Origin of the sequence: Wolbachia endosymbiont (group A) of Melitta haemorrhoidalis (assembly GCF_964273365.1) — a bacterium.
Lineage (GTDB): Bacteria > Pseudomonadota > Alphaproteobacteria > Rickettsiales > Anaplasmataceae > Wolbachia > Wolbachia pipientis.
This window is the reverse complement of the sequence record NZ_OZ187004.1, coordinates 39,551-54,636: the sequence shown is the minus strand read 5'-3', so window position 1 is coordinate 54,636 and position 15,086 is coordinate 39,551. Positions and strand designations below refer to the sequence as shown.

16 protein-coding genes and 1 other RNA gene are annotated in these 15,086 nt (G+C 34.6%); 8 read left to right on the top strand and 9 right to left on the bottom strand.

What is annotated here, in order from left to right:
* The first annotated feature begins 190 nt into the window (after positions 1 to 190).
* Together ACICPZ_RS00265 and ACICPZ_RS00260 are read left to right on the top strand one after the other, a co-directional pair.
* A complete protein-coding gene (locus tag ACICPZ_RS00265; protein WP_264374003.1) occupies positions 191 to 811 on the top strand; it encodes a superoxide dismutase in 621 nt (206 codons plus the stop codon).
* The gene (locus ACICPZ_RS00260; RefSeq protein ID WP_010962800.1) at positions 808 to 2,079 is read left to right on the top strand and encodes a M16 family metallopeptidase; all 1,272 of its coding nucleotides are present in this window, start codon (positions 808 to 810) and stop codon (positions 2,077 to 2,079) included. Before ACICPZ_RS00265 ends, ACICPZ_RS00260 begins: the two co-directional genes overlap by 4 nt.
* A gap of 6 nt (positions 2,080 to 2,085) precedes the next feature.
* Here ACICPZ_RS00260 and ACICPZ_RS00255 read toward each other — a convergent pair whose 3' ends face one another.
* From ACICPZ_RS00255 to nuoE, 3 genes are all read right to left on the bottom strand, one after another.
* A complete protein-coding gene (locus tag ACICPZ_RS00255; protein WP_010082444.1) occupies positions 2,086 to 2,403 on the bottom strand; it encodes a hypothetical protein in 318 nt (105 codons plus the stop codon).
* 191 nt (positions 2,404 to 2,594) lie between these two features.
* Complete coding sequence (tgt, locus tag ACICPZ_RS00250; RefSeq protein WP_010082445.1) at positions 2,595 to 3,809, bottom strand: tRNA guanosine(34) transglycosylase Tgt; 1,215 nt, start codon at positions 3,807 to 3,809, stop codon at positions 2,595 to 2,597.
* Entirely contained in the window at positions 3,810 to 4,310 is a 501-nt protein-coding gene (gene nuoE / locus ACICPZ_RS00245) for an NADH-quinone oxidoreductase subunit NuoE (RefSeq protein ID WP_010962799.1), read from the bottom strand. It lies immediately after the preceding gene.
* A gap of 673 nt (positions 4,311 to 4,983) precedes the next feature.
* Between nuoE and ACICPZ_RS00240 the strand changes: the two genes are divergently transcribed.
* Together ACICPZ_RS00240 and rnpB are read left to right on the top strand one after the other, a co-directional pair.
* Complete coding sequence (locus ACICPZ_RS00240) at positions 4,984 to 6,549, top strand: hypothetical protein (RefSeq protein ID WP_264374205.1); 1,566 nt, start codon at positions 4,984 to 4,986, stop codon at positions 6,547 to 6,549.
* Positions 6,550 to 6,706: 157 nt separating this feature from the next.
* Positions 6,707 to 7,056: RNase P RNA component class A (gene rnpB, locus ACICPZ_RS00235), an RNA gene on the top strand.
* Between the two features lie 51 nt (positions 7,057 to 7,107).
* On the opposite strand, the gene ACICPZ_RS00230 is transcribed toward rnpB, so the two are convergent.
* Entirely contained in the window at positions 7,108 to 7,878 is a 771-nt protein-coding gene (locus tag ACICPZ_RS00230) for a response regulator transcription factor (RefSeq protein WP_010962797.1), read from the bottom strand.
* A 325-nt stretch (positions 7,879 to 8,203) separates the two neighbouring features.
* Between ACICPZ_RS00230 and ACICPZ_RS00225 the strand changes: the two genes are divergently transcribed.
* Genes ACICPZ_RS00225 through ACICPZ_RS00210 form a run of 4 tightly spaced genes read left to right on the top strand, consistent with a single transcriptional unit; the run spans position 8,204 to position 11,637 of the window.
* Positions 8,204 to 9,187, top strand: a complete 984-nt coding sequence (locus ACICPZ_RS00225; RefSeq protein WP_010962796.1) for an NAD(P)H-dependent glycerol-3-phosphate dehydrogenase — start codon at positions 8,204 to 8,206, stop codon at positions 9,185 to 9,187.
* A gap of 19 nt (positions 9,188 to 9,206) precedes the next feature.
* Positions 9,207 to 9,689, top strand: a complete 483-nt coding sequence (locus ACICPZ_RS00220; RefSeq protein ID WP_006279290.1) for a phosphatidylglycerophosphatase A — start codon at positions 9,207 to 9,209, stop codon at positions 9,687 to 9,689.
* On the top strand, positions 9,679 to 10,458 hold the full coding sequence (locus ACICPZ_RS00215) for a GNAT family N-acetyltransferase (RefSeq protein ID WP_006280097.1): 780 nt from the start codon (positions 9,679 to 9,681) through the stop codon (positions 10,456 to 10,458). Before ACICPZ_RS00220 ends, ACICPZ_RS00215 begins: the two co-directional genes overlap by 11 nt.
* Before the next feature lie 42 nt (positions 10,459 to 10,500).
* Positions 10,501 to 11,637: a hypothetical protein gene (locus ACICPZ_RS00210; RefSeq protein ID WP_010962793.1), complete on the top strand. Its 1,137-nt coding sequence runs from the start codon at positions 10,501 to 10,503 to the stop codon at positions 11,635 to 11,637.
* A 3-nt stretch (positions 11,638 to 11,640) separates the two neighbouring features.
* Here the strand turns inward: ACICPZ_RS00210 and ACICPZ_RS00205 are convergent, their stop codons facing one another.
* The 5 genes from ACICPZ_RS00205 to ftsZ all read right to left on the bottom strand — a co-directional run bounded on the left by ACICPZ_RS00205 (position 11,641) and on the right by ftsZ (position 14,947).
* Positions 11,641 to 12,429, bottom strand: coding sequence for a succinate dehydrogenase iron-sulfur subunit (locus tag ACICPZ_RS00205; RefSeq protein ID WP_010082472.1), 789 nt, complete (start codon positions 12,427 to 12,429; stop codon positions 11,641 to 11,643).
* A gap of 86 nt (positions 12,430 to 12,515) precedes the next feature.
* Positions 12,516 to 12,968 (bottom strand): rRNA maturation RNase YbeY, encoded by a 453-nt coding sequence (gene ybeY, locus ACICPZ_RS00200; RefSeq protein WP_264374001.1) that lies wholly within the window; start codon positions 12,966 to 12,968, stop codon positions 12,516 to 12,518.
* Positions 12,962 to 13,297, bottom strand: a complete 336-nt coding sequence (locus tag ACICPZ_RS00195; RefSeq protein ID WP_174515860.1) for a WPE palindromic element domain-containing protein — start codon at positions 13,295 to 13,297, stop codon at positions 12,962 to 12,964. The genes ybeY and ACICPZ_RS00195 overlap by 7 nt, the downstream gene beginning before the upstream one ends.
* A 55-nt stretch (positions 13,298 to 13,352) precedes the next feature.
* Entirely contained in the window at positions 13,353 to 13,751 is a 399-nt protein-coding gene (locus tag ACICPZ_RS00190) for an EVE domain-containing protein (protein ID WP_264374000.1), read from the bottom strand.
* Entirely contained in the window at positions 13,751 to 14,947 is a 1,197-nt protein-coding gene (ftsZ, locus tag ACICPZ_RS00185) for a cell division protein FtsZ (RefSeq protein WP_010962790.1), read from the bottom strand. The genes ACICPZ_RS00190 and ftsZ overlap by 1 nt, the downstream gene beginning before the upstream one ends.
* Between the last annotated feature and the right edge of the window lie 139 nt (positions 14,948 to 15,086).

Genomic DNA, 15,086 nt, shown 5'->3' with positions numbered 1-15,086 from the left:
AAGGGGGTTGGCGAAGGGTGTCAAGTAACTTTTGCATTTAATCCATTTCTATGGCTTATATAATAATCGTTATTGTAGTATAATTTAGAATAATGCAATAGATACCTAAATGTTTTAGCTATTAATTATATGTTGCACAAAAGCATATATTGCCCTACCATCCAAGTAGGTTAGAAATAAAGAGGTTTTTATGAGTTTTACTTTACCTGAATTACCATACGATAAAACAGCTTTGGAGCCTTATATATCTGCAAAAACCTTAGATTTTCATTATGATAAGCACCATAAAGGATATTTAAATAAACTCAACGAGCTAGTTGAAAATACGGGTTATCAACATGTAAAAATTGAGGAATTAATAACAAAAGTGCATGGTAATAGCGGCAACTTGCCTATATTTAATAATGCAGCACAAGTTTGGAACCATACTTTTTATTGGAATTCAATGAAAAAAAATGGTGGTGGTAAGCCTAAAGATGGTAGTCTTCTAGCAAAAAAAATTCAAGACGATATCGGTGGCTTTGATAAATTTTATGAAGAATTTTCGAGTCATGGAGTAAGCCAGTTTGGCAGTGGATGGGTGTGGTTAGTGCTCGAAAAAGGTAGGTTAGGAAAGCTCAAAATCACCAAGACTCCAAATGCAGATTTGCCAATAATTTATGGCCAAGTGCCACTACTCACTATGGATGTGTGGGAGCACGCCTATTATTTAGATTGTCAAAACCGTAGAATTGACTACATAAAAGTTTTCCTTGATCATTTGATTAATTGGGATTTTGCAGAAGAGAACTTAGAAGAATATATGAGATGAATATACCCCGGGTAACAAAATTAGATAATGGTCTGCGCATAATAACTGAGCAGGTGCGTGATATTGATTCCGTAGCTTTAAGCATACGAGTTGGTGTTGGCAGTAGAGCAGAAAGTGCAAAGCAAAATGGAATATCCCATTTTTTAGAACACATGGCTTTCAAAGGGACGAAGACAAGAACTGCCTTTGAAATTGCAAAAGCTTTTGATGACATAGGTGGAGTTTTCAACGCTAGCACCGGTAGGGAAAGCACCACCTATTATGCAAAAGTCCTCAAGAAAGACATAAAAACTGGTATTGATATATTAATAGATATATTGATGAATTCCACGTTTCCAGAAGATGAATTGGAACGTGAGAAGGGTGTTGTAATACAAGAGATTTTTCAAACTAATGATTCACCAAGTGACATTATTTTCGACAAATATTTTGAGGCAGCTTATAAAGACCAACCATTTGGTAGGTCAATCTTAGGCACGCAAAATACTGTAAAATCTTTTACTCGAGGAGATCTAGATAATTACATAAATGAGCATTACTTTGGTGAGAATATGCTATTTGCCGTTGCAGGAAATGTTGAACATGAAGAAGTTGTTGCATTAACCAAAGATTTTCTCTCAAAGATTCATTCTAAAAAGCTGAAAAAAAGCCAAAATGCGAGCTGTACTGGTGGTGAGTATTTAGAACATCGTAAATTAGATCAGGTACACTTGCTAATTGGTCTACCTAGTGTTTCTCGCCATGACGATAAATATCACACGTTTCAAGTGCTTGATTCTATATTAGGGAGCGGAATGTCATCACGTTTATTCCAGGAAGTAAGGGAAAAGCAGGGATTAGCTTACTCTGTTTATTCATTTAATTCCAGCTATACTAATACAGGAATGTTTTCCATTTTTGCTGGTACAGACAGTAGTAACTTAGATAAGCTTTTAAAATCTATAACGACAGAGTTGAAGAAGTTGTCTACAGATGATCTGAAGGAAGAAGAAGTAAATAGAGTGAAAGAGCGAGTAAAATCCCAAATTTTAATGTCACGCGAAAGTGTTAGCTCACGTGCTGAAACATTGGGACACTACTACGGTAACTATAATAGGTACATCAGTAAAAATGAATTAATAGAAAAAATTAGTGCAGTTACCACTGCTAACGTAAAAAAAGCAGCAGAAGAATTGTTATCTCAGCATGAAAAAACCACTCTAGCTGCAATTGGAGAAATTGAATCATTGCCAAGTTACGATAAAGTGGTTTCTATGCTTAAAGCTTAGTGTACTTTAATTATGTTGCTTAAGCTCACTAAAAAGTTCAATGAACGGTTGCAAAATCCTTTCTATAAAAAGTTTGCTTTCTGGTTCATCGCGTATATTACTTATCAGTTTATTCAAAGTTTTCTCGCTGTTTCGTAAAAATAAATAGCTTTCTACTGCTTGCACACCAGACAAGACAGTCAAAATTCCTCCTATCACTAGACAAGCAGCTATAGCAGGTACGGTACCCACTGCAATTGCAGTTGCGATTAATGATAACCCAGCTAAGAATGTAACGGCTGAAACGCAAAACGCTATTTGATGTTTTTCTTTATTGTTAACCATAAATACCTCACAAAAACTATATTTTTAACATACCAGTGTTGTCATGTATTGTCAAGTTTTTAAAGAAGATTAAAAAATGCAACGCACATGTGCAAAAAACGCTAACTATGGATTAGCCAAGGAAGAAAGAGTAGGAAGAGGAAGGCTTTTTCTGTTTTAGGGAATATAAAATAAGCGTAGAAAAATATGAACTAGGTGTATAATTCACAGTGTAGTGGTGTCTCACTAATCCAATTATTTTTCTCCCGATCTAGCCTATCATCTAATATAGCCTGCCTTATTGATGCCATTAACTTATTCATAAAGAAAATATTATGAATGGTAACGAGCGTGTAAGCCAGGAGCTCTTTAGCTTTCAGTAAATGGTGTATATAAGCTCTTGAATGTTTTCTGCAGGTAAAACATAAACAGTCACTTTCAATTGGGTTGTTGTCCAGCTCAAATCGTTGATTCCGCAAATTAATATGCTCTTTGCACTTTGAAGAAATAGAATTTCTGTTTTTTACTTTAACAAGTGCGCCACCATGCCTTGCTAAGCGGGTTGGATGCACGCAATCAAACGTGTCAATTCCAAGCTCTACTCCGCGAAAGATGTCCACAATTCCACCAATACCAAGCAAATGAGTAGGCCTGTCTTTTTTCAGGTGGTCCATAGTGAAAGAAACTACATCATGCATCTGCTCTTTACTTTGACCAAGTGATCCACCTATTGCTTGACCAAAAAATGGCAAATCGTTGATAAAATCACAACTTTCTCTACGTAAATCTTGATACACTCCGCCTTGACTAATTCCATACAGTGCCTGCTTGCCATTATTGTTTTTTTCAAATTCATTTAAAGAACGTTCAGCCCATCTGTGGCTCATGAGCATTGATTTTGCTGTGTATTCTTTGCTTACGTGAAATGGAGTGCATTCATCTAAAACTAGGATTAAATCTGCACCTAATTTCTGTTGAATTTGTACAGATTTTTCAGGAGTTAAGCAATAAATTTTACCATTAATGTAAGAACGGAAAATTGCCCCATCCTCATTAATTTTGATCAAAGTTTTTTGTTTTTTTCTTATTCCTTTTATCTCTTCCGAAACTGATCCGTGGCCTAAGCTAAATATCTGATATCCACCTGAGTCAGTTAGCATTGGCCCATTCCATCCTATCATCTTGCGCAAACCACCAAGTTTTGCAACAGTATTCTCTCCTGGTTGAAGCATTAGGTGATAGGTGTTGGAAAGTATGATTTGGGTACCAGCTTCACTTATTCTTTCAATATCTGCAGCTTTAATTGCAGCTTTTGTTGCGCAGAATATAAAAGCGGGGGTTTCTACGCTTCCATTTGGAGTTTTAATTGTTCCAACTCTTGCAGAACCTGATTGCTTGATTCTCTTGAATGAAAATTCTTCTTTCATCTATTTGCCTGAAAGTTCTGTTATGATGTTTTCTACTTTCTCAGGAGTAAGATTTTCATAGAAGTCATTATTGATCTGCACAACGGGAGCATTAACGCATGCACCTAGGCATTCAACTTCTTTTAAAGTGAACAAATTATCTTTAGTAGTCTCACCGATATTGATTCCAAGTTTTTTTTTAAAGGTATTTAAAACTTCTTCACTATTGCACAACCAGCAAGGAGTTGTTCTACAAATTTGTATTAGATATTTGCCTACTGGTTTTAAATTATACATGGTGTAAAAATTTGCCACTTCATATACACGAATATGTGGAATATGCAGCATATCAGCAACATAACGCATAGCAGATTCAGAAACCCATCCGCATTGCTCTTGAACCAGATATAGTAAAGGCATAACAGCACTACCTTCTCTACCTTTGGGATACATCTCTATAAACTTTCCCGCTTTCTTGAGGTTTTCTGATGTAAAACTAAACTGCTCTTCTTTTTCTATCATTCATGAGACTCGTGTAAACTTTAACAGATTATACCTGTAGAACCAATGATTGCAATTGTTGGTTTTTTGAGAAATAGCATAAAGCTTCTTAGCCCTCTTCAAGCTTATATTTACCTTTTAGTATAAAATATTATATTAATTTTTTAATTTTAGTTAAAATTTTCATTGACATTAACACACAGGAGTAATCATAATAGCATTTTATTAATATTTTAAATAAAATTATGTCTATATTAAGAAGATTGCTCGGATCAACTCAAATACACCGGAAATTAAAGAAGCGATAGGTTTTAATCCAACAAACGTAGAATTAATTGAGGGGAATGGAGTTGCTTACGGACTCAGCTATCAAGATAATGGTAATGGGAGCAGTAAAGTAAAATTACTTATTAGTCCATTATATCAATCAAAAACATACGAATGTGGTACAAATATCAGCGTAGCAAATGAATTCAAAGATCAATTATCTCTCACATTAATAGAAGATTCAGCTGAAATAGATAAAGTTGGAGTTATCTTTCCTGAAGAAGGAATTAGCGAAGAAGGAGAAAAATGCGTTAAAGGCTTATCTTTTAACACTTACGGAATTAAACAATCAGTTAATACTCCTTCAGTTGAACATTTAGATAAAAGAAAATTACAAAAGAATATTGATAATAATAGTCTTGCAAATGTGGGCAATAGTTACTTTCAACCAAGAGCAGTGAAAGTTGGTAATGGTGACGTAATTGTAATCGCCCATAACTTAAAGGATCAAACTTTAGTTTCTTGGTACTTAAAGTCAAGCGAGAGCGGAAAATTTAAGGTATTGACTGGAGAAAAAGGTGTTACAGAAAGAAAATTGTTCAATTTTGATAATCAGGGGCAATTGGCATTAAATGGAAACACGATGCTTTATTCGCAAGTGAGCAAAAGGATTACTAAGGAAAATCAAGAGGTGAGAAAAACACGTATTTTTAAATTTGATATGGCTAAAGTGATTCAGGGTCTGAAGGATAGAGTTAATGGCTTTTTACTTGGTAATCGAAAAGGTCAAATAGATAATAAAGCACTATCTCTTTCTAGAGAACATGAAATAAGCTTTTTGCAGTATGTTGAACAAACGGAAGGAAATGATCTAGTTGCTTTTCTTGAAAATGACCAATCAGCTAATGAGCAGAGGTTACATATAGCAACTCTACTTAAAAATGGATCAGTGTCAGATTTTCCTATCTATCAATTTACAGATCCTATAGAGCAATTATATATTAAAGGCAACGGTCAGGGTGGTTTTATCGTAACTGCGGTAAGTGGAGAAAATATTGTAACTTTTAATCAAAACGGCTCTGGAAAATCTTCTGAAGCAACAATAATACCGGCAAATAGCATCAAAACTCTCAGTGATTTTGTTAATATCATTAACGGTCGATTAACGCCAGATATTATTTCTAGTAGTACCGTGGCTCCTATAACTGTTGCAGAAACGGTTGTGACTTCTAAGAAAACGCCGACTGCTGCAATTACTAGCACAGCAGAAACCGACGCTGTGAAGACTACTAAATTGACAACGGAAGTTGCTACAACGTCAACTAGTGTGCCGATAGTAACTTCAGGGACTGAGACAAGTACTGTAAAACCTACAGCAGCGACTGGTGCGTCGACTTCTACGATGAGTAAACCTTCAACAGAGTCAACGACTCAAACAAGTACAGTAACAGTGAAGCCAACAACAGAAGCCGTTGCACCTACTTCTACAACGAATAAACCTTCAACAGAGTCAACGACTCAAACAAGCACAGTAACAGTGGAGCCAACTGCGCCAACAACAAGCTCAGAGAAAACTACACAAACAGTATTTAGTATACCAAGTACTAGAACAAAAGAGTCAACAACTCCTATATTCACCACGACTTTACTTCCTCAGTCTACTTCTTCACCACAACCTACTCAACTTGCTATAGGGTCTAATAAGGCAGGAATGATAGGGGGATCTTTGGTTGGAGCAATAGGTATTGTTGGAATTATAGGATTCATAGCATATAGATATGTTAAGGGTCGTAATGCTGCTCCTGTATTAGAACTAACTGATTTGGGTTATAGAAGGCGATCATCTTCAAGTAGCGATGAAGAAATTTTTACCACTGGTAACAGAATGCGAACTATATATCAATCTGAAACAGTGCTAAATAGTATATCAGTAGAAAGTAGTAGTCGATCAAGAAGTAGCTCATCGTCTTCAAGCGGTGGACCAGGCTCTTGACTAACTGAAGCGGAGTCTAAAAGTGAAAAAAGCTTATCTTGGGATAGTGATGATGTGCCGGAATATCACCTTTAGCTATTTGTCTAAATGTTTTTAATATGTAGACTGTTAGGAAATTGTCTTTTGCTTTTGTGATTTTCATGTTAAAGTATAATTCCTAGGTGAAATAAGTAGCTGCTGTTGTGTGATAAACATAGCAGAGGAAAGTCCGGGCTCCAAGGAAAAATAGTGACGGGTAATGCCCGCCGGAGGTAACTCCAGTTATAGGGCTACAGAAAATTACCGCCTAAAATATTTTTAGGTAAGGGTGAAAAGGTGTGGTAAGAGCACACCATGGCAATGGCAACATTGGTAGTCGAGTAACCAACACTAGGAGCAAGATTAAATAGAAGTAGATTTTATGTTTTCCTCATATCTACTCGGGTAAATCGCATGCGGTAAATGGTAACATTTACTCCAGATAAATAGCTACATAAACAGAACTCGGCTTATATTTCACCTAGGCGTTCACATGATACGTGCGATATAAGCCATGCTATATTTAAATGTGTAGGCATTTCATGCGTTGTCCTTCACTTGTTCTGCTTGATAGCCATCACTACTTTCGCCTACATTAACATTAGAATATTCATCATCATCAATATACTCTTTCAGAACATACCCTCTGCCCCAAACGGTTTCTATGTGGCTTTTTCCATCATTTGCACTTTCAAGTTTCTTACGTAATTTGCACATAAAAACATCAACTATCTTGTTATCTGAAGGTTCATCCAAGCCATTGTAAAGATGATTTAAGAACATTTCTTTTGTTAGTACTGTTCCTTTACGCAGTGCTAGCAATTCTATCATAGAATACTCTTTATTAGTAAGGTGAACCGTTTTACCTTTCACCTCAACAACCCTGTGATCAAAATTGATATTTATATTACCAATCTTTATCACCGATTCAGGATGGCCTTTAGTACGACGCACTATGGCCTTAATTCGAGCTAATAACTCGCTTTTATGAAATGGCTTGGTTAAGTAATCATCGGCACCATACCCGAGTCCTTTAGCTTTGTGATTGACAGCGGATATGCATGAAAGTATTAAGACAGGAACTTTGATTTTTGCACTTCTTAGTCTTAACAATATATCATATCCGTCAATATCACCAGGTAAGTGTATATCTAAAATAACTAGGTCATAGTAATCTCCGTTTGAGGAAACCATATTATTGTTATAATCTTGTGCAGAAGTAACAACGTCACAGAAGTGTCCATCAGAAGTTAAGGCGTTAACTACAGTCTTTGCACTTACTTGATCATCTTCAATTAATAATATACGCATATTTTACACCCCATAAATAATTTATAATTTTAGTAATATATATAACTAAGGAAAGTAATAAATCAAATTTTTATTAACAAATGATCAAAATTACACTTATTAATTAATAGTAAATATATTGTTCCAAAGTTATATAAATAGATCTAAAATATAATAGACATACCATGATAGTAATAATATTTTTAGTAAATATTGAATTAAAGTTACTATTATTAAAAGAATACTTCGGTTAATAAATATTTAACTATTCTATATGTCTGTGTTATATTTTTAATTTACTTATCCTACTATTTTAAAGTATAAGTAATATTTTCAGGAATATTGTGTGGCAATATCAATTTTAGGTGCTGGTGCATGGGGTACAGCAATCGCAATTTCATTAGGTAGTAAGAAAGATGTGATTTTGTGGACTCACAATGAAACTACATTTGAATCAATCAACGGGAAAAGAGAAAGTGACAAGCTACCCGGTTGTCGAATTTCTGATAATGTGTCAGTAAAATTGGCTATTGAAGACATAATTAATGCTTCAGTAACAATCCTCGCTGTTCCCACTCAGTCTCTGAGGAAGGTATGTCAGCAATTGCATAATTGTAATCTGAAAAAAGATGTAGCAATAATTTTAGCTTGTAAGGGAATAGAAAAGTCTACATTAAAATTACCTAGTGAAATAGTAAATGAAATTTTACCTAACAATCCTATTGCTATTTTTTCAGGTCCTAGCTTTGCTGTAGAAGTTGCAAGAAAATTACCCTATTCAATGGTTCTTGCATGCCAAAATAACACATTAGGTTCAAAGCTAGTATCAGAGCTGCAACAAGAAAATGTTAAATTGGAGTTTAGTAACGACATTATAGGAGTACAGATTTGTGCAGCGTTAAAGAACGTTTTTGCTATAGCGTGTGGGATTGTTCTAGGTAGTAAACTTGGGTTTAATGCTCATGCAGCATTGATTACGAAAAGTATGAGCGAAATTAAGGCTTTATACTCAGCAAAAATTGGTGACGGTAGTGTGGATATAAATACACTACTTGGGCCAGCATGTCTGGGTGACCTAATTATGACATGCACATCCTTGAATTCAAGAAACTTATCTTTTGGGTTTAAAATAGGTAATAGTGACAATGGCTTTAATGTTCAGCAGATTTTGTCAGAAGGCAAGTCAGTGATTGAAGGTTTTAGCACTGCTGAGTCCATATTTAATTTAGCAGGAAAGCTAAAGATAAAAATGCCTATATGTGAAGCGGTCTATAGATTATTGTATGAAAGCGCCTCTATAGAGGATACTCTTTCTGTTCTTATAAGTTAATTTTGTATTTGGATATATTGTGAAATTTTTATATAAATTAATATCAACGTGGTGGCTGTCTGGAACAGTAAAAAAAATGCCAGGTACTGTGGGTAGTTTGGCTTCTTTTCCGCTTGTTCCTGTAATCCTGAGCAACAAAATTTTAGGTGCAGCAATTATTTCTTTTTTATTCTTAATTGGATTATGGTCTACAGGTAATTATATAAAACATTACAAGACTTCATGTGATCCAAAAGAGGTAGTAATTGACGAAGTGGTTGGTCAATTGCTGACGATACTTTTAGTTTCGATATTGTTAAGCCAAGAGATGAATTGTTCTTCATTGTTGTTGTGCTTTTTTTCTTTTAGGTTTTTTGATATAATAAAAACGTGGCCTATAAATTTAATCGATAAAAATACCAAAGGTCCTTTAGGTATTATGCTAGATGACGTTATAGCTGCAATTTTAGCCTGTGTTCTTATAGGAGCCTTTTATTGTTTATTGTTGGTGTATGCAGGATAAAAAAATTTATTATTCAAGCTTAATTGTTCAAAATCTAAAGGATTATATACTGTACACAGCGAATTTATCTGAGTGGGAAGTACACGATGAATTTGATAACATCATATTTACAATAAATGGTACCAGGGAGTCATTATTTAATTTTGTGTTCTGTGGAGATCAATGTACCGAGCTTTCTATACAAAAAACTCTAGATTATCTCAGAACAAGAGATATAGAAGCAACATGGGTAATAAATTCACATATGAAAATAAGAGATATTTTAGAAAAGTGTGAAATAAAACACGTTAGCACACCAAAAAAAGCTTTACTTAATATGAAAAATTACTTTTTACCTGCTGATGTTATTCCAAACTTGAGGTTAAATGCTGTGAATGGTAGCAACCTCTTAGAACAGTTAGATCTACACACTTCTAAAATTTTTTATCATGGCGTTGGAATTGTCAGCACATTTTTTCGCGGATTATCAAATTATGATGATAAGAACTCAAGATTAAGATTTTTTCTTGTAACACTAAATAATGAAATTATTGGGACATGCGGTCTTTATGTTCAAGATAGCGTAGCTGGTTTTTATAGTGATGGAGTTTTACCAATTTACAGGAATCGTGGAATAGGTACCCAAATGGTTTTAGAAAGAATAAAGATAGCTAAACAGCTTGAATGCAAATATATAGTAGCACATTGTATGAAATCTTCTGTGAACCTTTATAAGAGATTGGGCTTTCAAATGTTAGGCAATCTTTACTTATATACCTCTTCAGCATAATTCTGAGCGGTTACAAATTTTTACATTTGTTTTAAAAGTGCTATGTTTTTTTTGTATGAAGTGGTTTTAATATTGATTCTAATATTATTCTTTCTCTCTTATTCTAAATTAAAAATTAGTAATAAGATTAAGAACTTACAGCATCAAAATGTTATCATAAATAATTTAATTGATACTGTGAATGATGGGTTTTATATTTGGGATGCAAAAAAACGTATAGAAAAGTTCTCTCCCAATTTACTAATTTTGCTTAATACTGTTTTTTACTCATTTAATGAGTTTGTGAATTTTTTTGAGCAATCAGAAAGCTTAATCAAAAATTTTGTTGAGGCAAAGGAAATAAATAAATCTTTTACTCTAGATTTAAAGTCAAAAGACAGTGAGGTTTATTGCATATGTTACGGTAGAAGCATAATAGATGATTCTAACAATGTGATAGGTGTACTGTTATGGATAAGGAATGTCTCAGACTGTAAGATAAAGGCTAACGGACTTGAGTTAGAAAATAGTAAGCTTACACAGGAAGTGGAGAGCTATAAAAACGTTTTCAACTCTTTACCATTTCCAATACTAAGATATAACAAGAGTAGAAAGGTGGAATTTTATAACTTGTTTTATGATAAATATGTAGATGGTTCTAAGAAATTTGCTATTACCGGTAGCGCTCATAGCACAAAACCAGGAAGACATGTCATAACTTATAAGAACGAACCTAAGGTTTTCGATTTTGTTAAAATTCCAATACAAGGTTCTGGTAGCATAGTAATGTATGGGAAAGATGTTAGTGATGCAGAGAAATTATATACTGAATTAAACAGTTATTTAGCTACACAGAAAAATTTGCTTGAGAGGTTACCGGTTGCTATAGTAATATATAGTAAGAATCAAAAGCTAAAATTTTATAATAATGCTTTTATAAAAACCTTTCAATTTGACCCAAAATTTTTGGCATCTTACCCAACTTATCACGAAGTTATGCTTTACCTCTTCGAATCTAAAAAGCTTTTAGAAAAAGAGGATTTTCAAACTATTAGTAACCAAAGACATGAGTTGTTCAAAAAATTATTTGAATCGTACGATGATACGATGCACTTCACAAACGGAAAAGCGTTCAGGGTATTAACAATACCCTACGCTTCGGAAGGTTTGCTGTTCTCTTACGAAGAATGCAAAAGATAATACTTAAACTCCTTCTCTCTCTACCATGAGCTGTTTTACTTTCGCTATTGCTCTTGCTGGATTAAGTCCTTTAGGACAAGTTTTTGTGCAATTCATTATTGTATGACAACGATACAACTTGAATGGGTCGTTTAAAACATCAAGTCTTTCACCTGTCTTATTATCACGGCTGTCAGCAATCCATCTGTAAGCTTGTAATAGTATTGCTGGTCCTAAAAATTTATCACTATTCCACCAGTAGCTTGGGCAACCAGTCGAACAGCAAGCACATAATATACAGTCGGACAAGCCATCTAATTTTTTTCTATCTTCAGAAGATTGAGAGTATTCTTTATTTGGTAGGGCAGGCTTATCTGCTTGTAACCAAGGTTTAATTGATTTGTATTGCTCATAAAATTGGCTCAAATCCGAGACTAGGTCCTTTATTACATACATGTGAGGTAATGGATATATTTTTACGTCACCTTTTATATCATGTATAGATCTAGTACATGCAAGAGTATTGGTTCCGTCAATATTCATGGCACAAGATCCACATATGCCTTCTCTACAAGAACGTCTGAAAGTTAAAGTCGAATCTATTTCATCCTTTATTTTTATTAATGCATCAAGTACCATAGGGCCACAACTATCCATATCAATAAAAAATGTGTCTATTCTAGGGTTTTTCTCGTCATCAGCAGACCAACGGTAAATTTGAAATCTTCTGATGTTTTTTGCTCTAGCAGGAATAGGATAAATTTTGCCCTTTTGATTAATTTTAGAATTCTTTGGCAAAGAAAACTGAACCATATCACTTACCTTTTATTGTTTATAGCTAAAACCCTTTGTAGATAACATATTTTATTATCATCTACTATATTTTTATTAAATTCCTTTTAAATCGCACACATATTGTAGCCAAGCGAAGCTAAAATCTCTCTTTCTAGATTTTTCATTATAATTTCTTCATCTTTTTTTTGGTGATCATAACCAAGTAAATGCAGTAATCCATGCACTAACATGTGTGCAATGTGAGCAAGAATGGGTATACAATACTCATGCGATTCTCTTTTTATTGTGTCTATTGAAATTGCTATGTCTCCTAAATCGCACTCATTAGACAATTGTTCATACGGAAATGATAGTACGTTAGTTGGCTTATCCATTTCTCTAAATTTTAAATTAAGTTGATGTAGCAAGTCATCATCAGCCAGAGCTATTGATATATTTGGTTTATAGTGGTCTATTTTTAATTCTTTTAGAGAAGCATTGATGACACCTAATACAAAATTTTTAGGATTTTCTATAATGCTGCACCATTTCTTGTCAAGAATATTTACTTCTAACATGAGTGACACATCAGTAAGGGTGTCATGCAAATAGCTGACACTGGAATCCAAAAAAGAAGAGTTATAGACCCTTGTGTCATGTACACAACTGTACGAATATTGTACACTAGAAGGATGTCATCCCAGTGCCTAGACACTGGGATCCAGGAATTTTGATTAGACATCAAGTTAGTGAATATAAAAGTAGCTAATCTTATATTAAAACACAACGGCTTTAATGTGGTTGCATTAAGGCTGGATTCCAGTGTCAAGCACTGGAATGACACCTTTGTGTTTGATGCAAAATCGGCTATAACGTTTAATGCACTGCCTTCGAGACAAATATTCATACAGCTGTGCGTTGTGTGCTGAGATGACATCATTTAGGAACTGAAATGACAGGTATTACACATCACTCATCCTTATTATTTCATTCCATTCAATTTCCGAAACTGGGGCAATTGATAAACGTGGTTGTTTTAATATAGTCATATTTTTCAAAGGTGGGTTTTGTTTTATATTATTTAACGTTACTTGGTTATTTAAAGGTTTCAAAAACTTTACATTCACTAATCCGAACTTGGGATCATTAACATGATAATACTCTTTAAATACTTCAACGATTCCAAGTATTGCTTTCTCTTTACCTGTATGATAAAAAAACGCAAGATCGCTTGCTTTCATAATTTTCATGTAATTTTGAGCTTGATAATTGCGCACACCATCCCACTCAACTACCTGATCCTTTTCCATTTTTTGCCATGAGTATTCACTTGGCTCTGACTTGAGTAGCCAAAATTGCATTATTTTTTTCTTCTTAAGTAAGCTGGTATATCATAGATATTGCTGCCCCACTTAGCTCCTTCGCTTACCTGTTCAGCTGGTTTTGTTTCCAGTGTTTTGTCTTGCGTACTTTCACTTTGACTATATGGCCACTTAAATTTCTCTTTCTCTGAGTCTTCGCTCTGACTTATAGGTGAAGTTTCTGATTTATTATTGCGACCATCAATGCCAGTTGCAAGAACAGAAACTCTAACTCTTCCCTCCATCGCTTGATCAAAAGTAGCACCAAATATTATATTTGCATTTTCATCTACTTCTTCACGCACTCTATTGGCTGCAGCATCAACTTCAAACAGAGTCATATCTCCGCCACCAGTAATGTTAATTAATATTCCTTGCGCACCTTTCATTGATACATTATCAAGCAATGGATTAGATATTGCAGCCTCTGCAGCACTAATTGCTCTATCTTCTCCTTCTGCCTCTCCGGTGCCGATCATCGCTTTGCCCATCTCGCTCATTACTGTTTCTATATCAGCGAAGTCAAGATTGATAAGCCCTGGCATGACCATCAAGTCAGTTACTCCTCTGATGCCAATGTGCAGAACATTATCAGCAAGTTTAAATGCATCAGAAAATGTAGTTTTTTCATTTGCAATTCTAAATAAATTCTGATTTGGAATGACAATAAGTGTATCCACGTATTTTTGCAGTTCTTCAAGTCCAAGCTCTGCAATGCGCATACGGCGCACACCTTCAAAACCGAACGGTTTAGTTACAACTCCAACAGTCAATATCTTTTTTTCTTTTGGCGCTCTATCCTTAACTGCGGCTCTTGCTTCTCTGGCTGCTTTTGCAATTACCGGTGCTGCACCGGTTCCAGTACCACCGCCCATTCCTGCTGTGATGAAAAGCATATGACTATCTTTTATATGCTCCATAATCTCATCAATTGACTCTTCTGCTGCACCTTTGCCAACATCAGGCAAAGCACCAGCACCAAGCCCCTTAGTTAAATTAATGCCAAGCTGAATTTTTTTATCACATAACGACTTTTCTAGTGCTTGAGCATCGGTATTTGCGACAACAAAATTCACTCCTTGCAAATTAGATTGGATCATGTTATTCACAGCATTTCCACCAGCACCACCCACTCCCACAACGGTAATCCTTGGGTGTAATATAGGCAACTCCGGCAGACTAAGATCAATAGACATTTAAATTACTCAAATTTAGCGAATTCACTTGATAATAAGTTACCGCTTTTTTAATAATATGCAAATACTTTTCACTTCTATAGGCGTAAATAGTAAACGGGATTTACTTATTCTTAACATTTATACTAATAAGTGCCGT

Excerpts from the sequence above, each read along its gene's own strand:
- ACICPZ_RS00230 (WP_010962797.1), bottom strand. The coding sequence starts at position 7,878 with ATGCGTATATTATTAATTGAAGATGATCAAGTAAGTGCAAAGACTGTA.
- ACICPZ_RS00205 (WP_010082472.1), bottom strand. The coding sequence starts at position 12,429 with ATGGTTCAGTTTTCTTTGCCAAAGAATTCTAAAATTAATCAAAAGGGC.
- ybeY (WP_264374001.1), bottom strand. The coding sequence starts at position 12,968 with ATGTTAGAAGTAAATATTCTTGACAAGAAATGGTGCAGCATTATAGAA.
- ACICPZ_RS00210 (WP_010962793.1), top strand. The coding sequence starts at position 10,501 with ATGTTTTTTTTGTATGAAGTGGTTTTAATATTGATTCTAATATTATTC.
- ACICPZ_RS00195 (WP_174515860.1), bottom strand. The coding sequence starts at position 13,297 with ATGAATATTTGTCTCGAAGGCAGTGCATTAAACGTTATAGCCGATTTT.
- ACICPZ_RS00215 (WP_006280097.1), top strand. The coding sequence starts at position 9,679 with ATGCAGGATAAAAAAATTTATTATTCAAGCTTAATTGTTCAAAATCTA.
- nuoE (WP_010962799.1), bottom strand. The coding sequence starts at position 4,310 with ATGATAGAAAAAGAAGAGCAGTTTAGTTTTACATCAGAAAACCTCAAG.
- ACICPZ_RS00190 (WP_264374000.1), bottom strand. The coding sequence starts at position 13,751 with ATGCAATTTTGGCTACTCAAGTCAGAGCCAAGTGAATACTCATGGCAA.
- ftsZ (WP_010962790.1), bottom strand. The coding sequence starts at position 14,947 with ATGTCTATTGATCTTAGTCTGCCGGAGTTGCCTATATTACACCCAAGG.
- ACICPZ_RS00255 (WP_010082444.1), bottom strand. The coding sequence starts at position 2,403 with ATGGTTAACAATAAAGAAAAACATCAAATAGCGTTTTGCGTTTCAGCC.
- ACICPZ_RS00260 (WP_010962800.1), top strand. The coding sequence starts at position 808 with ATGAATATACCCCGGGTAACAAAATTAGATAATGGTCTGCGCATAATA.
- tgt (WP_010082445.1), bottom strand. The coding sequence starts at position 3,809 with ATGAAAGAAGAATTTTCATTCAAGAGAATCAAGCAATCAGGTTCTGCA.
- ACICPZ_RS00265 (WP_264374003.1), top strand. The coding sequence starts at position 191 with ATGAGTTTTACTTTACCTGAATTACCATACGATAAAACAGCTTTGGAG.